The organism is Arthrobacter sp. RCC_34 (genome assembly GCF_041360795.1).
Taxonomy (GTDB): Bacteria; Actinomycetota; Actinomycetes; order Actinomycetales; family Micrococcaceae; genus Arthrobacter_E.
In genome coordinates, this window is record NZ_JBFUPW010000004.1 from 253,515 (window position 1) to 267,737 (window position 14,223).

Annotated in this window: 15 protein-coding genes; 2 read left to right on the forward strand and 13 right to left on the reverse strand. The window is 67.9% G+C overall.

Annotation, left to right across the window (positions count from 1 at the left end; all coding sequences use genetic code 11):
• Positions 1–14: 14 nt before the first annotated feature.
• The 8 genes from ngcE to AB6732_RS15680 form a co-directional block, all read right to left on the reverse strand.
• Positions 15–1,424 (reverse strand): N-acetylglucosamine/diacetylchitobiose ABC transporter substrate-binding protein, encoded by a 1,410-nt coding sequence (gene ngcE, locus AB6732_RS15645; RefSeq protein ID WP_370960816.1) that lies wholly within the window; start codon positions 1,422–1,424, stop codon positions 15–17.
• Positions 1,425–2,051: 627 nt separating this feature from the next.
• Positions 2,052–2,450 carry an MmcQ/YjbR family DNA-binding protein gene (locus AB6732_RS15650; protein WP_370960817.1) on the reverse strand — a complete coding sequence of 133 codons (399 nt, stop codon included), beginning with the start codon at positions 2,448–2,450 and terminating at the stop codon, positions 2,052–2,054.
• A gap of 96 nt (positions 2,451–2,546) precedes the next feature.
• On the reverse strand, positions 2,547–3,002 hold the full coding sequence (locus AB6732_RS15655; protein WP_370960818.1) for a CoA-binding protein: 456 nt from the start codon (positions 3,000–3,002) through the stop codon (positions 2,547–2,549).
• A 179-nt stretch (positions 3,003–3,181) separates the two neighbouring features.
• Complete coding sequence (locus AB6732_RS15660; protein WP_370960819.1) at positions 3,182–4,471, reverse strand: adenylosuccinate synthase; 1,290 nt, start codon at positions 4,469–4,471, stop codon at positions 3,182–3,184.
• Positions 4,472–4,561: 90 nt separating this feature from the next.
• Positions 4,562–5,059 carry a SipW-dependent-type signal peptide-containing protein gene (locus AB6732_RS15665; RefSeq protein ID WP_370961030.1) on the reverse strand — a complete coding sequence of 166 codons (498 nt, stop codon included), beginning with the start codon at positions 5,057–5,059 and terminating at the stop codon, positions 4,562–4,564.
• 2 nt (positions 5,060–5,061) lie between these two features.
• A complete protein-coding gene (locus AB6732_RS15670; protein ID WP_370960820.1) occupies positions 5,062–5,808 on the reverse strand; it encodes a hypothetical protein in 747 nt (248 codons plus the stop codon).
• Positions 5,805–6,350, reverse strand: coding sequence for a signal peptidase I (locus tag AB6732_RS15675; protein WP_370960821.1), 546 nt, complete (start codon positions 6,348–6,350; stop codon positions 5,805–5,807). The genes AB6732_RS15670 and AB6732_RS15675 overlap by 4 nt, the downstream gene beginning before the upstream one ends.
• Positions 6,351–6,353: 3 nt before the next feature.
• Entirely contained in the window at positions 6,354–7,043 is a 690-nt protein-coding gene (locus tag AB6732_RS15680) for a SipW-dependent-type signal peptide-containing protein (protein WP_370960822.1), read from the reverse strand.
• Positions 7,044–7,296: 253 nt separating this feature from the next.
• Here AB6732_RS15680 and AB6732_RS15685 point away from each other — a divergent pair, with 253 nt between their 5' ends.
• A complete protein-coding gene (locus tag AB6732_RS15685) occupies positions 7,297–8,871 on the forward strand; it encodes an AMP-binding protein (RefSeq protein WP_370960823.1) in 1,575 nt (524 codons plus the stop codon).
• A 193-nt stretch (positions 8,872–9,064) separates the two neighbouring features.
• Here the strand turns inward: AB6732_RS15685 and AB6732_RS15690 are convergent, their stop codons facing one another.
• From AB6732_RS15690 to AB6732_RS15705, 4 genes are all read right to left on the reverse strand, one after another.
• A complete protein-coding gene (locus AB6732_RS15690) occupies positions 9,065–9,487 on the reverse strand; it encodes a DUF3151 domain-containing protein (RefSeq protein WP_370960824.1) in 423 nt (140 codons plus the stop codon).
• Positions 9,488–9,489: 2 nt separating this feature from the next.
• Complete coding sequence (gene fbaA, locus AB6732_RS15695; protein ID WP_144630119.1) at positions 9,490–10,512, reverse strand: class II fructose-bisphosphate aldolase; 1,023 nt, start codon at positions 10,510–10,512, stop codon at positions 9,490–9,492.
• A 194-nt stretch (positions 10,513–10,706) separates the two neighbouring features.
• Positions 10,707–11,324 (reverse strand): TrmH family RNA methyltransferase, encoded by a 618-nt coding sequence (locus AB6732_RS15700; RefSeq protein ID WP_370961031.1) that lies wholly within the window; start codon positions 11,322–11,324, stop codon positions 10,707–10,709.
• Between the two features lie 215 nt (positions 11,325–11,539).
• Positions 11,540–12,808, reverse strand: coding sequence for a hypothetical protein (locus tag AB6732_RS15705; protein ID WP_370960825.1), 1,269 nt, complete (start codon positions 12,806–12,808; stop codon positions 11,540–11,542).
• A 182-nt stretch (positions 12,809–12,990) separates the two neighbouring features.
• On the opposite strand from AB6732_RS15705, the gene AB6732_RS15710 reads away from it, so the two are divergent.
• On the forward strand, positions 12,991–13,815 hold the full coding sequence (locus tag AB6732_RS15710; protein ID WP_370960826.1) for an HAD-IIA family hydrolase: 825 nt from the start codon (positions 12,991–12,993) through the stop codon (positions 13,813–13,815).
• 33 nt (positions 13,816–13,848) lie between these two features.
• Here the strand turns inward: AB6732_RS15710 and AB6732_RS15715 are convergent, their stop codons facing one another.
• A complete protein-coding gene (locus tag AB6732_RS15715; protein ID WP_370960827.1) occupies positions 13,849–14,190 on the reverse strand; it encodes a hypothetical protein in 342 nt (113 codons plus the stop codon).
• Positions 14,191–14,223 lie beyond the last annotated feature (33 nt).

Genomic DNA, 14,223 nt, shown 5'->3' on the forward strand with positions numbered 1-14,223 from the left:
CGGAACAGGCAGGGTCACTTGATTTCAACCTTCTTGATGGACGAATCGGCAGCGACCTTGTCCGAGATCTTCTGCAGTGCATCGGCCAGCTCCTCCGCGGAGCTCTTGCCGTCCAGGAAGGCGTTCCACACGACGAGCTGGTCCTTGTTGGTGCCGTAGAGGTCGAAGACCTGCCAGTTGAAGACGTTCTTGCCTGCGGCGTCGAGCATCTTCGTCTGGGAGACCAGCGCCGTCGAGCCGAAGCCGTCGGCGGGAACGGTGCCCTTGACGATCGTCGGCGAAAGCTTGGTCTTGGCGAAGTTCGTGGCCGCTTCCTTGGAGAGCATGGCACGCAGCAGCTCCTTGCCGCCGGCGACGCTCTTGCCCTGGGACGGCACGATGAAGGGCTCGCCCGCGCCGGAGTGCAGTGCCTCGAAAGGCAGCTTGGACCCGGAGGTGACGGTCGGCACCGGGGTGCCGGTCATCTGGAAGTCCGCCTTGGTCTGGTCCTTCATCTCGTTCTCGATCCAGGACCCGGACGGGTAGAGCAGGGCTTCCTGCGCGTTGGACCACTGAGCCTGGGCCGCGGTGAACTGCGTGCCCGAGCCGCCCGGCTTGAAGTGACCGGCCTTGATGTGCTTCTCGAGAGCCTTGAACACCTTCATGATGGCGTCCTGCTTCCAGGCATCCGGCTTCAGGTTCTCGATGTTCAGGCGGACGTCCTGGCCACCCTCCTTGATGGCGGAGGCGAACGCGAGTTCCTGGTAATAGGTCGCGGCTTCCTTGCCCCAGAGGAACAGGAACTTGCCCTTGGCCTTGGCCTTCTCGCCGAGTTCGAACGCCTCGTCCCAGGTCTTCGGCACGGTCCAGCCGTTGTCCTTGAAGAGGGAGGCGGAGTACCAGAGGCCGTAGACGGTGAGCACGTAGTTGATGGCCGCGACCTTGTCACCGAAGGTTCCCGGTGCGAGCACGCCCTCGTACAGGGTGTCGGAGATCTTGGCGCCCTCGTAGTTGTTGGCGTCGACCACGGACTTGAGGTCCTCGAGCTGGTCCAGGATGGTGGAGATGCCGATGGACTGGGCACCGGAGTTGTCGATCAGGTCCGGCGGGTTGCCGCCGGCGAAACGCGGCTGCAGCTCGGCGGAGATGGCCGAGGAGGCTGCGACCTTGAAGGTGCTGCCGGCGAACTTCTTCTCGGCGGTCTTGGCGGCGAACTCCACGTAGTCCACACCATAGCCACCCTTGAAGATCACCGCGTCGACCGTGGCCTTGTCCGCCAGGCCGAAGGGGTTCGTTGCAGAGACGTTGCCGGTGGCGGCCGGAGCGGCACTGTCACCGCCGGACGCGCAGGAAGCCAATGCGCCACCCATGGGGATGACCGCAGCCGTGGCGAGCGCCCCCCGGAGGAATCCACGCCGCGCGAACGGCTGATTCTGCATTTTCATATCGTTACCTTCCGATGACTCAAAGGAACTGGGCGGGTCATCTGCGACTTCGACCAGCGTGACCTGGATCCAAGCAGACCCGCGTCTGTGTGATATGCAACACCATCTTTGAGCGAAACGCAATATTTCCCGGGAGTTTTGATCAACTTCTTTCATTGCGATTTCATAACCGCCAGGGGTCGGTGAGGTTTCAGAACACCTCCCGTCCCGGGGCTTTACGAGGATCGCCGCAGTTCAGCGCTGCGACCCACGACTCCGGACCACGATCGCCCCTCTCTTTTCGGGCGGGTCGCGGCCTGACGTCGGCCCACGCGCCGGTGAGAATCGGGTGGTCACTACTTGGGAGTGGACTCAGCACCCGGCGCTACCCTGCACAGTACGCGGCACGGTGGTCTCAGGGGTAGCCCTCGGGGGCGCGTGCGGTGCGCCCGCGGAAGGAATCGGGGGATTCCCATCGCGGGTGGCAGGGTGGCTGTTTTAGGAGGCGGTCACCCGGTGCCCAGGACCTGGTCCTGGGGACAGTGGTGGGGCCCGGTCAGACATCCCTGTTGCCCGGCCCGGCCCCACCACCTGGCCCGGCGCGCCAACCGGATCTGGTGACCGGAAAACCCGCCCGGAAAACCCCGTTCAGCCGCGCTCGACCAGGCCCTTCCAGCTCAGCTGTTCCTGCTGGCGACGGCTCAGCCCGGACACGACGAGGTCATAGGAGTCCTCGATCATGTTCCGCAGCAGCTCATCCGGCAGCCCCTCCAGGAGCACGCCGTTCCAGTGCTTCTTGTTCAGATGCCAGGCTCCGGTGATCTGCGGGTAACCCGCCCGCAGCTGCAGGGCCAGCACGGGATCGCATTTCAGGCTCACGGACAACGGCACGGACCGCAGCCGGGTCAGGGCGAACATCTTCGCCGGATGCCGGGCGCCCTCCACCTCGGACGCGACCTTGAAGACCGACGTGTCCGGGTCGAACGGGAAGTCCTCGACAGCGCCCGGGAACTCCAGGCAGAACTCGCGCAGCTCACGGGCGTCCATGACCGCTCCTCTTCGCCAGGCCGCCGTCTGCGGCTCTCAACCGGGGGCGACGACGCCGGGGCCACCCGCCGTCGTCGTGCGTGCGTGTGCGGGGCGTCAGGCGCCCGTGGCGCCATCCGTGTCCAGGCGCCGGCCCTGCTGGGCCCAGCGGTGCAGCACCCGGTCCGGGCACTCGTTCATGACGACGTCGAGCCCGGCGGCCTCCGCGCGTTCTGCGGCGGCCTCGTCCACGACGCCGAGCTGCATCCAGATCGCCTTGGCGCCGGCCTCGATGGCCTGATCGACGACCGCGCCGACGCGTTCGGAGTTCACGAAGCACTCCACCACATCCACCTGACCCGGAACCTCGGACAGCAGCGTGTAGCCCTTCTCGCCGTGGACGTCTTCACCCTTGGGGTTGATGGGGATGATCTCCATGCCCATGCGGTCGCGGACGGTGAGGGAGACGTCGTAGGCGGCGCGCCATTCGTTGGTGCTCAGCCCGACCACGGCCCAGCGGCCCTTCGTGGTGATGAGCTTCTCGATGACGGCGGGATCGTTGACGTGTGCCATGCCCCTAGCCTATTCCTCCGCCTGGAGGATGCATTCCCACGCGGCTTAGACACACGCCTGCGCTCGTTCCTCGCTGCGGCGCGCGATGCGCCGCTTCCGGGAATGCATCCCCCGGGCCCCGAACGCCGAGGGCCGGCGGCGCCAACGCGCCACCGGCCCTCGAGAAAGGGATGAGGAAATCAGTCCTCGATCAGGTCGTGGACGACGATGGTCTGCTCGCGGTCCGGGCCCACGCCGATGGCGGAGAACCGGGTGCCGGAAAGGCGTTCCAGCGCGAGGACGTAGTTGCGGGCGTTCTCCGGGAGGTCGTCCAGGCTCTTGGCGCCGCTGATATCCTCGGTCCAGCCCGGGAAGTACTCGAAGATGGGCTTCGCGTGGTGGAAGTCCGTCTGCGTCATCGGCATCTCGTCGTGACGGACACCGTCGACGTCGTAGGCCACGCAGACCGGGATCTGCTCGATGCCGGTGAGGACGTCCAGCTTGGTGAGGAAGTAGTCGGTGAAGCCGTTGACGCGGGAGGCGTGACGGGCCAGGACGGCGTCGTACCAGCCACAGCGGCGCGGACGGCCGGTGTTCACGCCGAACTCACCGCCGGTCTTCTGCAGGTAGAGACCCATGTCGTCGAACAGCTCGGTGGGGAACGGGCCGGCGCCCACCCTCGTGGTGTACGCCTTGATGATGCCGATGGAACGTGAGATGCGCGTGGGCCCGATGCCGGAGCCCACGGACGCGCCGCCCGCGGTGGGGTTGGACGAGGTCACGAACGGGTAGGTGCCGTGGTCCACGTCCAGGAAGGTGGCCTGGCCGCCCTCCATGAGGACCACCTTGCCCTCGTCCAGGGCCTTGTTCAGCTCGTAGGTCGAGTCGATCATCAGCGGGCGCAGGCGCTCGGCGAAGGAGAGGAAGTACTGCACGATCTCCTCCACCTCCACGGCGCGGCGGTTGTAGACCTTGACCAGGAGCTGGTTCTTCTGGTGCAAGGAGCCTTCCACCTTCTGGCGGAGGATCGACTCGTCGAAGACGTCCTGGACGCGGAGGCCGAGGCGGGCCACCTTGTCCATGTAGGCGGGGCCGATGCCGCGGCCCGTGGTGCCGATCGCGCGCTTGCCGAGGAAGCGCTCGGTGACCTTGTCCAGCACCTGGTGGTACGGGGCCACGAGGTGGGCGTTGGCGGAGACTCGGAGGCGGGAGGTGTCCGCGCCACGGGCTTCCAGACCGTCGATCTCCTGGAAGAGAGCCTCGAGGTTCACCACGCAGCCGTTGCCGATCACCGGGATGGCGTTGGGGCTGAGAATGCCGGCGGGAAGGAGCTTGAGCTCGTACTTCTCACCGTTCACCACGACCGTGTGGCCGGCGTTGTTGCCGCCGTTGGGCTTGACCACGTAATCCACGCGCCCGCCCAGGAGGTCGGTGGCCTTTCCCTTGCCTTCATCGCCCCACTGGGCTCCGACGATCACGATTGCTGGCATTAGATCCTCCCCGAGGATTCGGCAGGGGCGTTGACCTACCCAGCTTAGTCGACCGGGGCCGACAGCCCGCATCGGGCCGCTTCACGAGGGTCAGCCGATATTCGTGCAGGACCCGCCCAGACCGCCCACGAGCCCAGGGTTGGCGCGGACTTTGACCGGCACCGAAGGCCAGGTCCCGCTGTTGATGACGATCGCCAGCTCCAGATCGGTGCCCAGGCCGAGGAGACCTCCGAGGAGGTTCACGGGGACGTTGGTGGTGTATTCCGCGGTGGTGCCCGTGGTGTTCGAGGTCATGGAAAAGCCTGTCAGAGGAGCCAGTGCCGACCCGAGGCCGCTCTGCGAGGCGTACACGGTGGCGTTGGTCAGGGTGAACCCGGTCGGCGGCTTCCAGTAGATGATGACCTTGGCGCCGATCCCCGCCACCCCGGCGTTGTAGGCGCACGCCCTGGTCAGGGTGGCAGGCGGGACCGTATAGGCCCCGAGGCCGCTGCCCGCGACCCATTCGCGGTCACTCCAGGCGGCGGACGTGGGCACGGCGGAGACGACGACGGCGCACGCGGCCAGCGCTGCGGCGATCCCGCCCTTCATCCTCACGATGCTCCTCCGTCCTTCTCCTCGTCGTGTCCTTCCCGCTGGGCCACGGCGGCCGGAACCCGCCGAAATGCCGCCCACAAAGCCGCTCCGGCCAACAGCACCCCGCCGCCGAACAGCGCGAAGCGGCCCCCCTCGAAGCCCGTCGAGCCCAGGTGACCGTCCTCCGGAGAGGTGGTCCCGGCGTCGTCCTCCGACTGCGCGGTGATCCCGAGCCCGAGCCGCAGGCCGCCCTGCGGAGCCGCCGGAGTCCCGTGCGGCGCCTGCAGAGTGACCGCCAGGTAGGAGTCCCTCCCGCGCGGCAGCCCCGCCAGCGGCACGCTCGTCTGCGGATCCACCGATTTCAGCGCCTCACGGTCGACCCGGACCACGGGATGCGCCGGGCAGCGGAGTTCCGCGCCCACGCCACTCGCCCCGTTCCAGAGTTCGGAGCACTCGCGCACCGTGACCAGGTAGCCCCCGGTCTCCGCGAGCGCACCCGTGGCGCTGAGCTTCAGCGAGGTCGCGGCCGGGTCGCCGTCGGCCACCCGTAACCTGAGCTGCCAGCTGTACTGCTGCCCCGGCCGCAGCGAAGGGAAGATCAGGGGATAAGGCGACGAAGCGAGCTGGAGGTGCCCCCGCTCGCCCGTCTCCGGGACGGGGGTGAACACCGGGCCCTGATCCGCGCCGCTCGCCGCCCCCGCGGACCCACAGACCATGGCGAGACCCATGAGCAGGAGAGCGGCACGGCGTCCGGCCCGTCTCATGACGACTCCTGGGGACCTGCCTGCTGCCCTCCGCGGTGCCGCGGCTCCCGGTGCGGCCAGAACGCCCAGGTCACCAGCGCGGCGAGCACGAGGGTGGCGGCTCCCAGGAACCACGGGCCGCGGGTCGCCATGACCCAGGAACCCAGGACGGGGACGGTGAAGACCACTCGCTGCGCGGTGGTCACCTGGTATGGCACAGGATCCTGGGAGCTGTTGGCGTCGCCCTTGAGCACCAGGGTCGCCGCACCCTTCCCGGCGCCGGGCTCGGGTGCCACGGACACCACGCGGTGCGTGACCAGGGTCTTCGTGCCCTGACGCGTCACGGAGGCCACCTCCCCGGGCTTGAGTTGGTCAGCGGGAACCCGCACCGTGAGGGACAGGGCGCCCACCGGGTAATCCGGTTCCATGGAACCGGTCCGGAACACCACGAATCCCGCACCGAACAGCAAGGCCGCCAGGACGGACAGCAGACACAACAGGCCCAGGACGGCCGCGAGGCTCAGGAGAACTTCGCGGACCGTCCTGATGCTGCGCGTCAGCACCGATCAGGAACCGACGGTGCTGGTGAAGTGCCAGAGCGGGGTGGTCTTCTTGCCCTGGAGCGACGGATCCGCCGTGGTCGGTAGCGTGATCGCGAGGCAGATGTCCACCCCGGTGCCGGCCGTGGCCGCGTCCGGGCCTGCAGGCAGGCTGATCGGGGTGGCCGAGGTGGCGGTCAGCGGCTGGCCTGCGGCGACCAGGACGGCGCCGTTGGCGCTGAAGCCGGCCGCGTTGCACTGTGCCTTCGTCACGCCGGACTTCGCCGAGTAGGTCAGGGCCGCGTAGAGCGCCGAGTTGTTCGTGGGGTCCACCACGGGGGTGGCCTGGACGCCCTCGGCGAGGGTGGCGGTCAGCGCTTCGGATCCTACAGCGGCTCGGAGCTGCATCGGCGCGTAGACCGTGCTGCCCGGGACCAGCTTGTCGGCGTTGACGGCGAAGGTCAGGGCCCCGCCGTTCTTGCTGCCCTGATCGCTCCAGGACGCGGCGCCCGCGGTCCCGGTCCAGGTGTTCTGCTCCATCTGGTAGGTCTTGGTGCCCGGGCCGCCGGTGCCGGCGTCGTTCTGGCCGAAGACCCATTCATTGTCGGTCCAGGCGGCGAGCGTGAAGACCGCGCCTACTCCCAGAACGAGACCTCCGGCCAGGATGGCGCGGACTTTCCGGGAACGGAATGGACGAGTGGTGGACTGATTCTCCATGGTGATGCCTTGTCATAGCAGTTGAGTGATGAAAAGCACCCGGCCCCCTACTGCTGCCATGCAGTGCTCTTTTCAGTGCACCATCGGAGGCACACTGTGTCAACGGGTAAGAGATCTCGATCTGTCATCTTGTCAAGTCGCACGCCGTGGCCGGTCCGGACCTCTCGCCATTTCGGCCTGGATCACCCATACTGACCGGTAACCAAGGCACCGCGGCCCGGACGGCGCCTGGTACCGGCACGCAGGAGGCACCGTGTTCAGCAGCCCGTTCCCCGACGTCGACATCCCCGATGTGAGCGTTTATGACTACCTTTTCGGCTCACTGGATGACAAGGACCGGGAGCGGATCGCCCTGGTGGACGGCACCACCGGCGCGCCGACCGATTACGGGACGCTCGTGACGCAGATCGACGCGGTCGCCGGCTATCTGGCCGCCCATGGCGTGCGGCCGGGCGATGTGGTGGGGCTCTTCTCCCCCAACATCCCGGCCTTCGCCGCCGTATTCCACGGGATCCTCCGCGCCGGCGCCGCGGCCACCACTATCAACGCCCTCTACACGGCCGACGAAGTGGGTCACCAGCTCGAGGACGCCGGGGCCGGCTGGCTCTTCACGATCTCGCCGTTCCTCGAGCGCGCCGAAGCTGCCGCGGCCCATCAGGGCATCCCCGCTGAACGCCTCGTGGTCCTGGACGGCGCTCCCGGACACCCGTCCCTCAAGGATGTGCTGACCGCCGGCCACCCGGCGCCCGAGGTGCACCTCGACCCCGCCACCCACATCGCGGCGCTCCCCTTCTCGTCGGGCACGAGCGGCAAGCCCAAGGGCGTCATGCTCACGCACCGCAATCTGGTGGCCAACGTCCAGCAGAGCCGCGCTCTCCTGGAGGTCAGCCGCGACGACGTGCTGCTGGCGCTCCTCCCGTTCTTCCACATCTACGGGATGACCGTGCTGCTGAACCTGGCGCTGTCCGAACGCGCACAGCTCGTCACGATGCCCAAGTTCGACCTCACGGAGTTCCTGCGCATCATCCAGGAGCACCGCGTGACGTATCTCTTCATCGCGCCGCCGGTGGCCGTGGCCCTGGCGAAACACCCCCTCGTGGCGGACTACGACCTCTCCAGCGTCCACACCGCGCTGTCCGGGGCCGCGCCGCTGGACGAGGAACTGGGTCACGCCGTCGCGGAACGTCTCGGCTGCACGATGCTGCAGGGCTACGGCATGAGCGAGATGAGCCCGGTCTCCCACCTGATCCCCCGCTCGTCCGAAGGCGTGCCGCTCGGAAGCTGCGGCTACACGGTGCCGAACATGGACATCCGGATCGTGGACCTGGCCACCGGGGAGGACATCGACCCGCCGTCCGAGGGGGTGAGCGAACCGGGTCACCTGCTCTGCCGCGGGCCCAACGTCATGGTGGGGTACCTGAACCTCCCCGAAGCGACGGCGGAGACCCTCGACACCGACGGCTTCCTGCACACCGGGGACATCGCCACGGTCTCCTCCACCGGCGTGGTCAGCATCGTCGACCGGCTCAAGGAGCTCATCAAGTACAAGGGCTATCAGATCCCGCCGGCCGAGCTGGAGGCCCTGCTGCTCACGCACCCGGAGGTGGCCGACGTCGCGGTGGTCGGCGCCTACGACGACGACCACCAGGAGGTGCCCAAGGCCTTCGTCGTGCGGCAGCCCGGCTCGGAGCTCGACGCCGCCGCGGTCATGGAGTTCGTGGCGGCCCACGTCGCCCCGCACAAGAAGGTCCGGCAGGTCGAGTTCCTGGACGCGATCCCGAAGTCGGCGTCCGGCAAGATCCTGCGGCGCGAACTGCGCAAGGGCTGAGCGGGACAGCTTCGGCCCTCACCCCCGTCGACCGGATGCCGAGTCCGTGGTCCAGGTGGTGAATCCGCTACATGAGATAGCGGATTCGCCACCGGGGCAGCGGACTCAGCAGGAGGGTTGATGGCGGGTACGACGACGGCGGGCACCTTTCCTGCGAAAGGTGCCCGCCGTCGTCGTACAACTCAGCCGGAACTCAGAGGGCCTCGATGGCCGCCTTCGCCGTGGGGTCCGAGTCGTTCAGGAAGGTCGCGATCCGCTCCGGCTCGTCGGGCTCACCGATGGCCGCGGAGGCGCGGCCCAGCGCGTAGAGCGCCCGGAGGAAGCCCTGGTTCGGCTCGTGCTCCCACGGGATGGGACCGGCGCCGCGCCAGCCGTTGCGGCGCAGGGCGTCCAGGCCACGGTGGTACCCGACCCGGGCGAAGGCGTAGGACTCGACGGTCCGGCCTTCGGTCCAGGCCTGCTCGGCCGCGAGGGCCCAGAGCAGGGACGACGCCGGGTACTTCGCCACGAGCTCCTGAGGGTGCGCGCCGAGGGCGAGATGCTGGTACACCTCGGTCTCGGCCGGCAGCTTCGTGGGCTCGGGCCCCAGGAGGTTCGAACGGAATTCGTCGGACATGCTTACTTGCCGCTCTTGCCGGCGGAACCGAGCTGCTGAGCGGCTTCGACGATGCGTGCCGCCATGCCGGCCTCGGCGGAGGCGCCCCAGACGCGCGGGTCGTAGGCCTTCTTGTTGCCGATCTCGCCGTCGACCTTCAGCACACCGTCGTAGTTGCTGAACATGTGGCCTGCCACCGGACGGGTGAAGGCGTACTGGGTGTCCGTGTCGACGTTCATCTTGATGACGCCGTAGGAGACGGCGTCCGCGATCTCCTGCTCGGAGGAGCCGGAGCCGCCGTGGAAGACCAGGTCGAACGGGCTGGCCTTGCCGATCTTGGCGCCGACCTCTTCCTGGATCTTCTTCAGCAGCTCGGGACGCAGCTTCACGCCGCCCGGCTTGTACACGCCGTGCACATTGCCGAAGGTGAGGGCCGTGATGTAGCGGCCGTTCTCGCCGGAGCCCAGGGCCTCGATGGTCGCCAGGGCGTCCTCGGTGGTGGTGTAGAGCTTCTCGTTGATCTCGTTCTCCACACCGTCCTCTTCGCCGCCGACGGTGCCGATCTCGACCTCGAGGATCATCTTGGCGGCCGCGGTGCGGTCCAGGAGCTCACGGGCGATGCGCAGGTTCTCGCCGAGCTCCTCGTGGGAGCCGTCCCACATGTGGGAGTTGAAGAGCGGGTCGCGGCCGGCCTTGACCTCGGCCTCGGAGGCTGCGAGCAGCGGCAGGACGAAGCCGTCAAGCTTGTCCTTGGGGCAGTGGTCCGTGTGCAGGGCGATGTTGATGTCGTAGTTCTTGGCCACTTCGCGGGCGAAGGCCGCGAAAGCGAGGGAACCGGCCACCATGTCCTTGACGGAGGCGCCGGACCAGTAGGCCGCGCCACCGGTGGAGACCTGGATGATGCCGTCAGAGCCGGCCTCGGCGAAGCCACGGAGGGCCGCGTTGAGGGTCTGCGAGGAGGTGACGTTCACGGCCGGGTAGGCGAAGCCGCCTGCCTTGGCACGGTCGATCATGTCGGCGTAGATTTCCGGGGTTGCGATAGGCATGCTGACTCCTGGTGATGCAACGGGATGGGCCGGACAGCAGGGATGGTGCCGACCGATTCGCGCTATTTCCGCGTGACTGAACCCATCCTAGCCAGCAAGCAGGCGGGCATGGAATGTGGCCCGGATCATGACGCGCGGCACACTCGGCGCTCCGCAGGATCGTGCGGCGCGCCGGGGTCGTCGGCCGGGCCGCGTCAGGACACGTGCTGGCCGAAGACGTGCCGGCGCACCCAGGCGTGCATCGCGATCGCCGCAGCCGAGGCGGCGTTCATGGACCGGGTGGAGCCGAACTGCTCGATCGACAGCGTCGCCTCCGCCGCCCGGTGGACCTGCTCCGAGAGGCCAGGCCCCTCCTGACCGAACACCAGGACGCAGTTCCTCGGGAGCTCATACGTCTCCAGCGGCACGGAGTCCGGGAAGATGTCCACCCCGAGGATCGTGAGTCCTTCGCCCTGAGCCCAGGCCACGAAGTCGGCGACCGTGGGGTGATGCCGGATGTGCTGGTACTTGTCCGTCACCATCGCCCCCCGGCGGTTCCAGCGCCGGCGCCCGATGATGTGGACCTCCTTGGCCAGGAACGCGTTGGCGGTGCGGACCACGGTCCCGATGTTCAGGTCGTGCTGCCAGTTCTCGATCGCCACATGGAAGTCATGCCGCCGGGTGTCGAGTTCCGCCACGATCGCGTCGTGCTTCCAGTACCGGTACTGGTCCAGCACATTGCGCCGGTCGCCGTGCTCCAGCAGCTCGGGATCCCAGTGGTCCCCCTCGGGCCACGGCCCCTCCCACGGCCCGACGCCCACTTCCGGAGCCACGACGGTGTCCGCCCCGCCCTCGGCATCCGGCGCGACGACGGCGCGCGCCCCGGCGTCGTCGTCCGCGTCCTGTGCGGGGGCGGGCAGGCCGGGGGCGCCGGAGGTCTGTTCAGTCACCCTTCAACTGTAGTGGGACGCGCAGAGCCCGGACCGACGGCCCGGGCTCTGCGCGGAGTGCCGGCCTCAGACGAGGCCGTGCGGGAGGTGTGGGCCGCTCAGGGCATCCGCCACTTGTTGATGCGGAAGGAGTTGGCCAGCTCCGCCATGAGGCCGGGGTGCTGGTCCCAGTAGCTCTGGTGACCGCTCACGCCGAGCAGCTGGGGCGTACCCCACGGCGTGATGGTGAAGAGGTTGACGCCCTGGATCGCGTCGCCCTTGGAGGTCTTGCATTCGAAGCCGACCACCACGGCCAGGCCGCGGAGGAAGGACCGGATCTCCGGCTTGGTGGTGCGGAAGTCCGAGGCGCACTTGTGGCTCACCACCACGGAGGCGAGCTGTTCGGACGACATGCCACTGAGCTTCGTCTCGAGCTGCTTGATGAGGCCCTTGATCTTCTCCGGGTCGGAACCGTACTTCTGAGATTCCGATTCCGCGAAGAAGGAGAACGCGACGGACAGGCCGTCCGAGTCGAGCTGGTTGGTGCCGGCGGCGGCCCGCTGCATCTCCTGGCCGCTTTCCGGATCCTTGGTGATGCCGAGGCTGACGTCCGTGGACCATTCCTTCAGGCGGGCGAAGCTGGATTCACCGGTGACGAAACGGCTGAACGTGGAGTCGCCGTCCGCCGGCGCGCCATCCGGGCTCTTGTATTCCTTCCAGGGGTCCGGAAGCGGAACGGCGCCGGCCGGCATCGACACGGCGGGGGCGGTGGTGTCCTCCGGCGACGGCTCTTCGGAAGGCTGCTCCGACGCCGTCTCCTCGGGACTGGACTCCGGAGTGCTCTGCTGGGAGGCGGTGTCGACGGCGCGCGGCTCCTTGGTGCCGGACAGCGCCGGCACCAGCCAGGCGAACACGACTACGAGCACCACGACCAGTGCCGCGGCGATGCTGCCGAGCACGATCGCCAGGGTCTTGCGGTTGCCGGAGGACGGGGGCGGCGGCACGGGAGGCAGGCCGTTGCGGAGGACCGTGTGGTCCTCTTCTTCCGGGATGTGCACCTGGAAGGACTGCTGCTGACCGGGCTGCTGTCCCGGCTGCTGAGGATAGGACTGCGTCGGAGCCTGGCCGGGGTAGGAGGAACCCGGGTACGGGTTCTGCTGCTGCCCTTGCTGCCCTGCGCCCGGGTACTGGTTCCCTGGGTAGGGGTTTCCCGGGTACTGCTGGCCCGGGTTCTGGGCGCCGGGATTCTGGGCGCCCGGGTACGGGTTCCCCTGCTGCTGGGCTGGGCCCTGCTGCGGATTCTGGCCGGGCCGGCCGGGCACATCGCGGGGGTCCAGGGGACGGGTGCTGCCGAGGGGCGGCTGTTCAGGCTCGTTGTTCGGGTCCATGGAAGTTCTTTTCAGGAGGAGGAGTGAAGAGTCCCATTAAATCAAATCGTTGGATTCAAAGGCGAACTCTCTCCCATTTCGCCACATTCCGGGCTGTCGCGCCAGTCATGACGGAGATTTCACGTTCCGTTCAGACAGGAGGCGGAACGTAGAGTGGAGACAGTCCCATCTGAGGAGGAACCATGAGCGACGCCGAACGCAGCCCCTTGCGCAATCACCGGAGCGGTCAGGAGATCGAATGCTGGCTCACCGACATGGACGGCGTGCTGGTTCATGAGAACCACGCCATCCCCGGAGCCGCCGAACTCATCCAGCGCTGGGTCGACACCTCCAAGCGCTTCCTCGTCCTGACCAACAACTCGATCTTCACGCCGCGGGACCTGGCCGCTCGCTTGGCGTCGTCCGGCCTCGCGGTCCCGGAGGAGAACATCTGGACCTCCGCGCTCGCCACAGCGCAGTTCCTGAAGGAGCAGGTGCACAGCTCGGACAGCGGCAACCGCGCCTACACGATCGGCGAGGCCGGACTGACGACGGCGCTCCACGAGGCGGGCTTCATCCTCACCGATCAGGACCCCGACTTCGTGGTGCTCGGCGAGACCCGGACCTACTCCTTCGAAGCGATCACCATGGCCATCCGCCTCATCCTGGCGGGCGCCCGGTTCATCGCGACCAACCCGGACGCCACGGGCCCCTCGAAGGAAGGCCCGATGCCGGCGACGGGCGCCATCGCCGCGCTCATCACCAAGGCCACCGGCCGCGAACCGTACATCGTGGGCAAGCCCAACCCGATGATGTTCCGTTCGGCCATGAACCGGATCGACGCCCACTCCGAGACCACGGCCATGATCGGCGACCGCATGGACACCGACATCGTGGCGGGCATGGAGGCCGGCCTGCACACGGTGCTCGTGCTCTCCGGCATCACCCGGACCGAAGAGATCAGCTCCTACCCGTTCCGCCCGAATCAGGTCCTCACGAGCGTCGCGGCGCTCGTGGATCAGATCTGAGCCCGCCCAGCCGGCCCAGACGGCACGGCCGGCTCAGGCGGCTGGGCCCAGCCTGCCCAGGCCCGTGGCGAAGTCGGTCGCATAGACGAGAGTGACGTCACGGCCCGGGGGCATCAGCAGGGAGGCCGTCTGCGTCATGTAGTCCGCCTGGACGTACACCGCGACGTGGCACGAGCGGTCGGCCGGGATCTCGAAGGTCATGTACCCCCAGAACACGACGTAGCTGCGGCCATCGATGCTCACCACGGGCCGGAAGCGGCCCGAGGCCATCACGTTCTGGGTGGTCACCTGAAGGGTGAGCAGCCGGCGCTCCCCCTGATGGAATTCGACGTACGGGATCACGCCGCTCGGCAGGGGCTGCCCGGAAACGCTCATACCGCTCTCCTCAGGATGCTCTCGTCAGCGGGC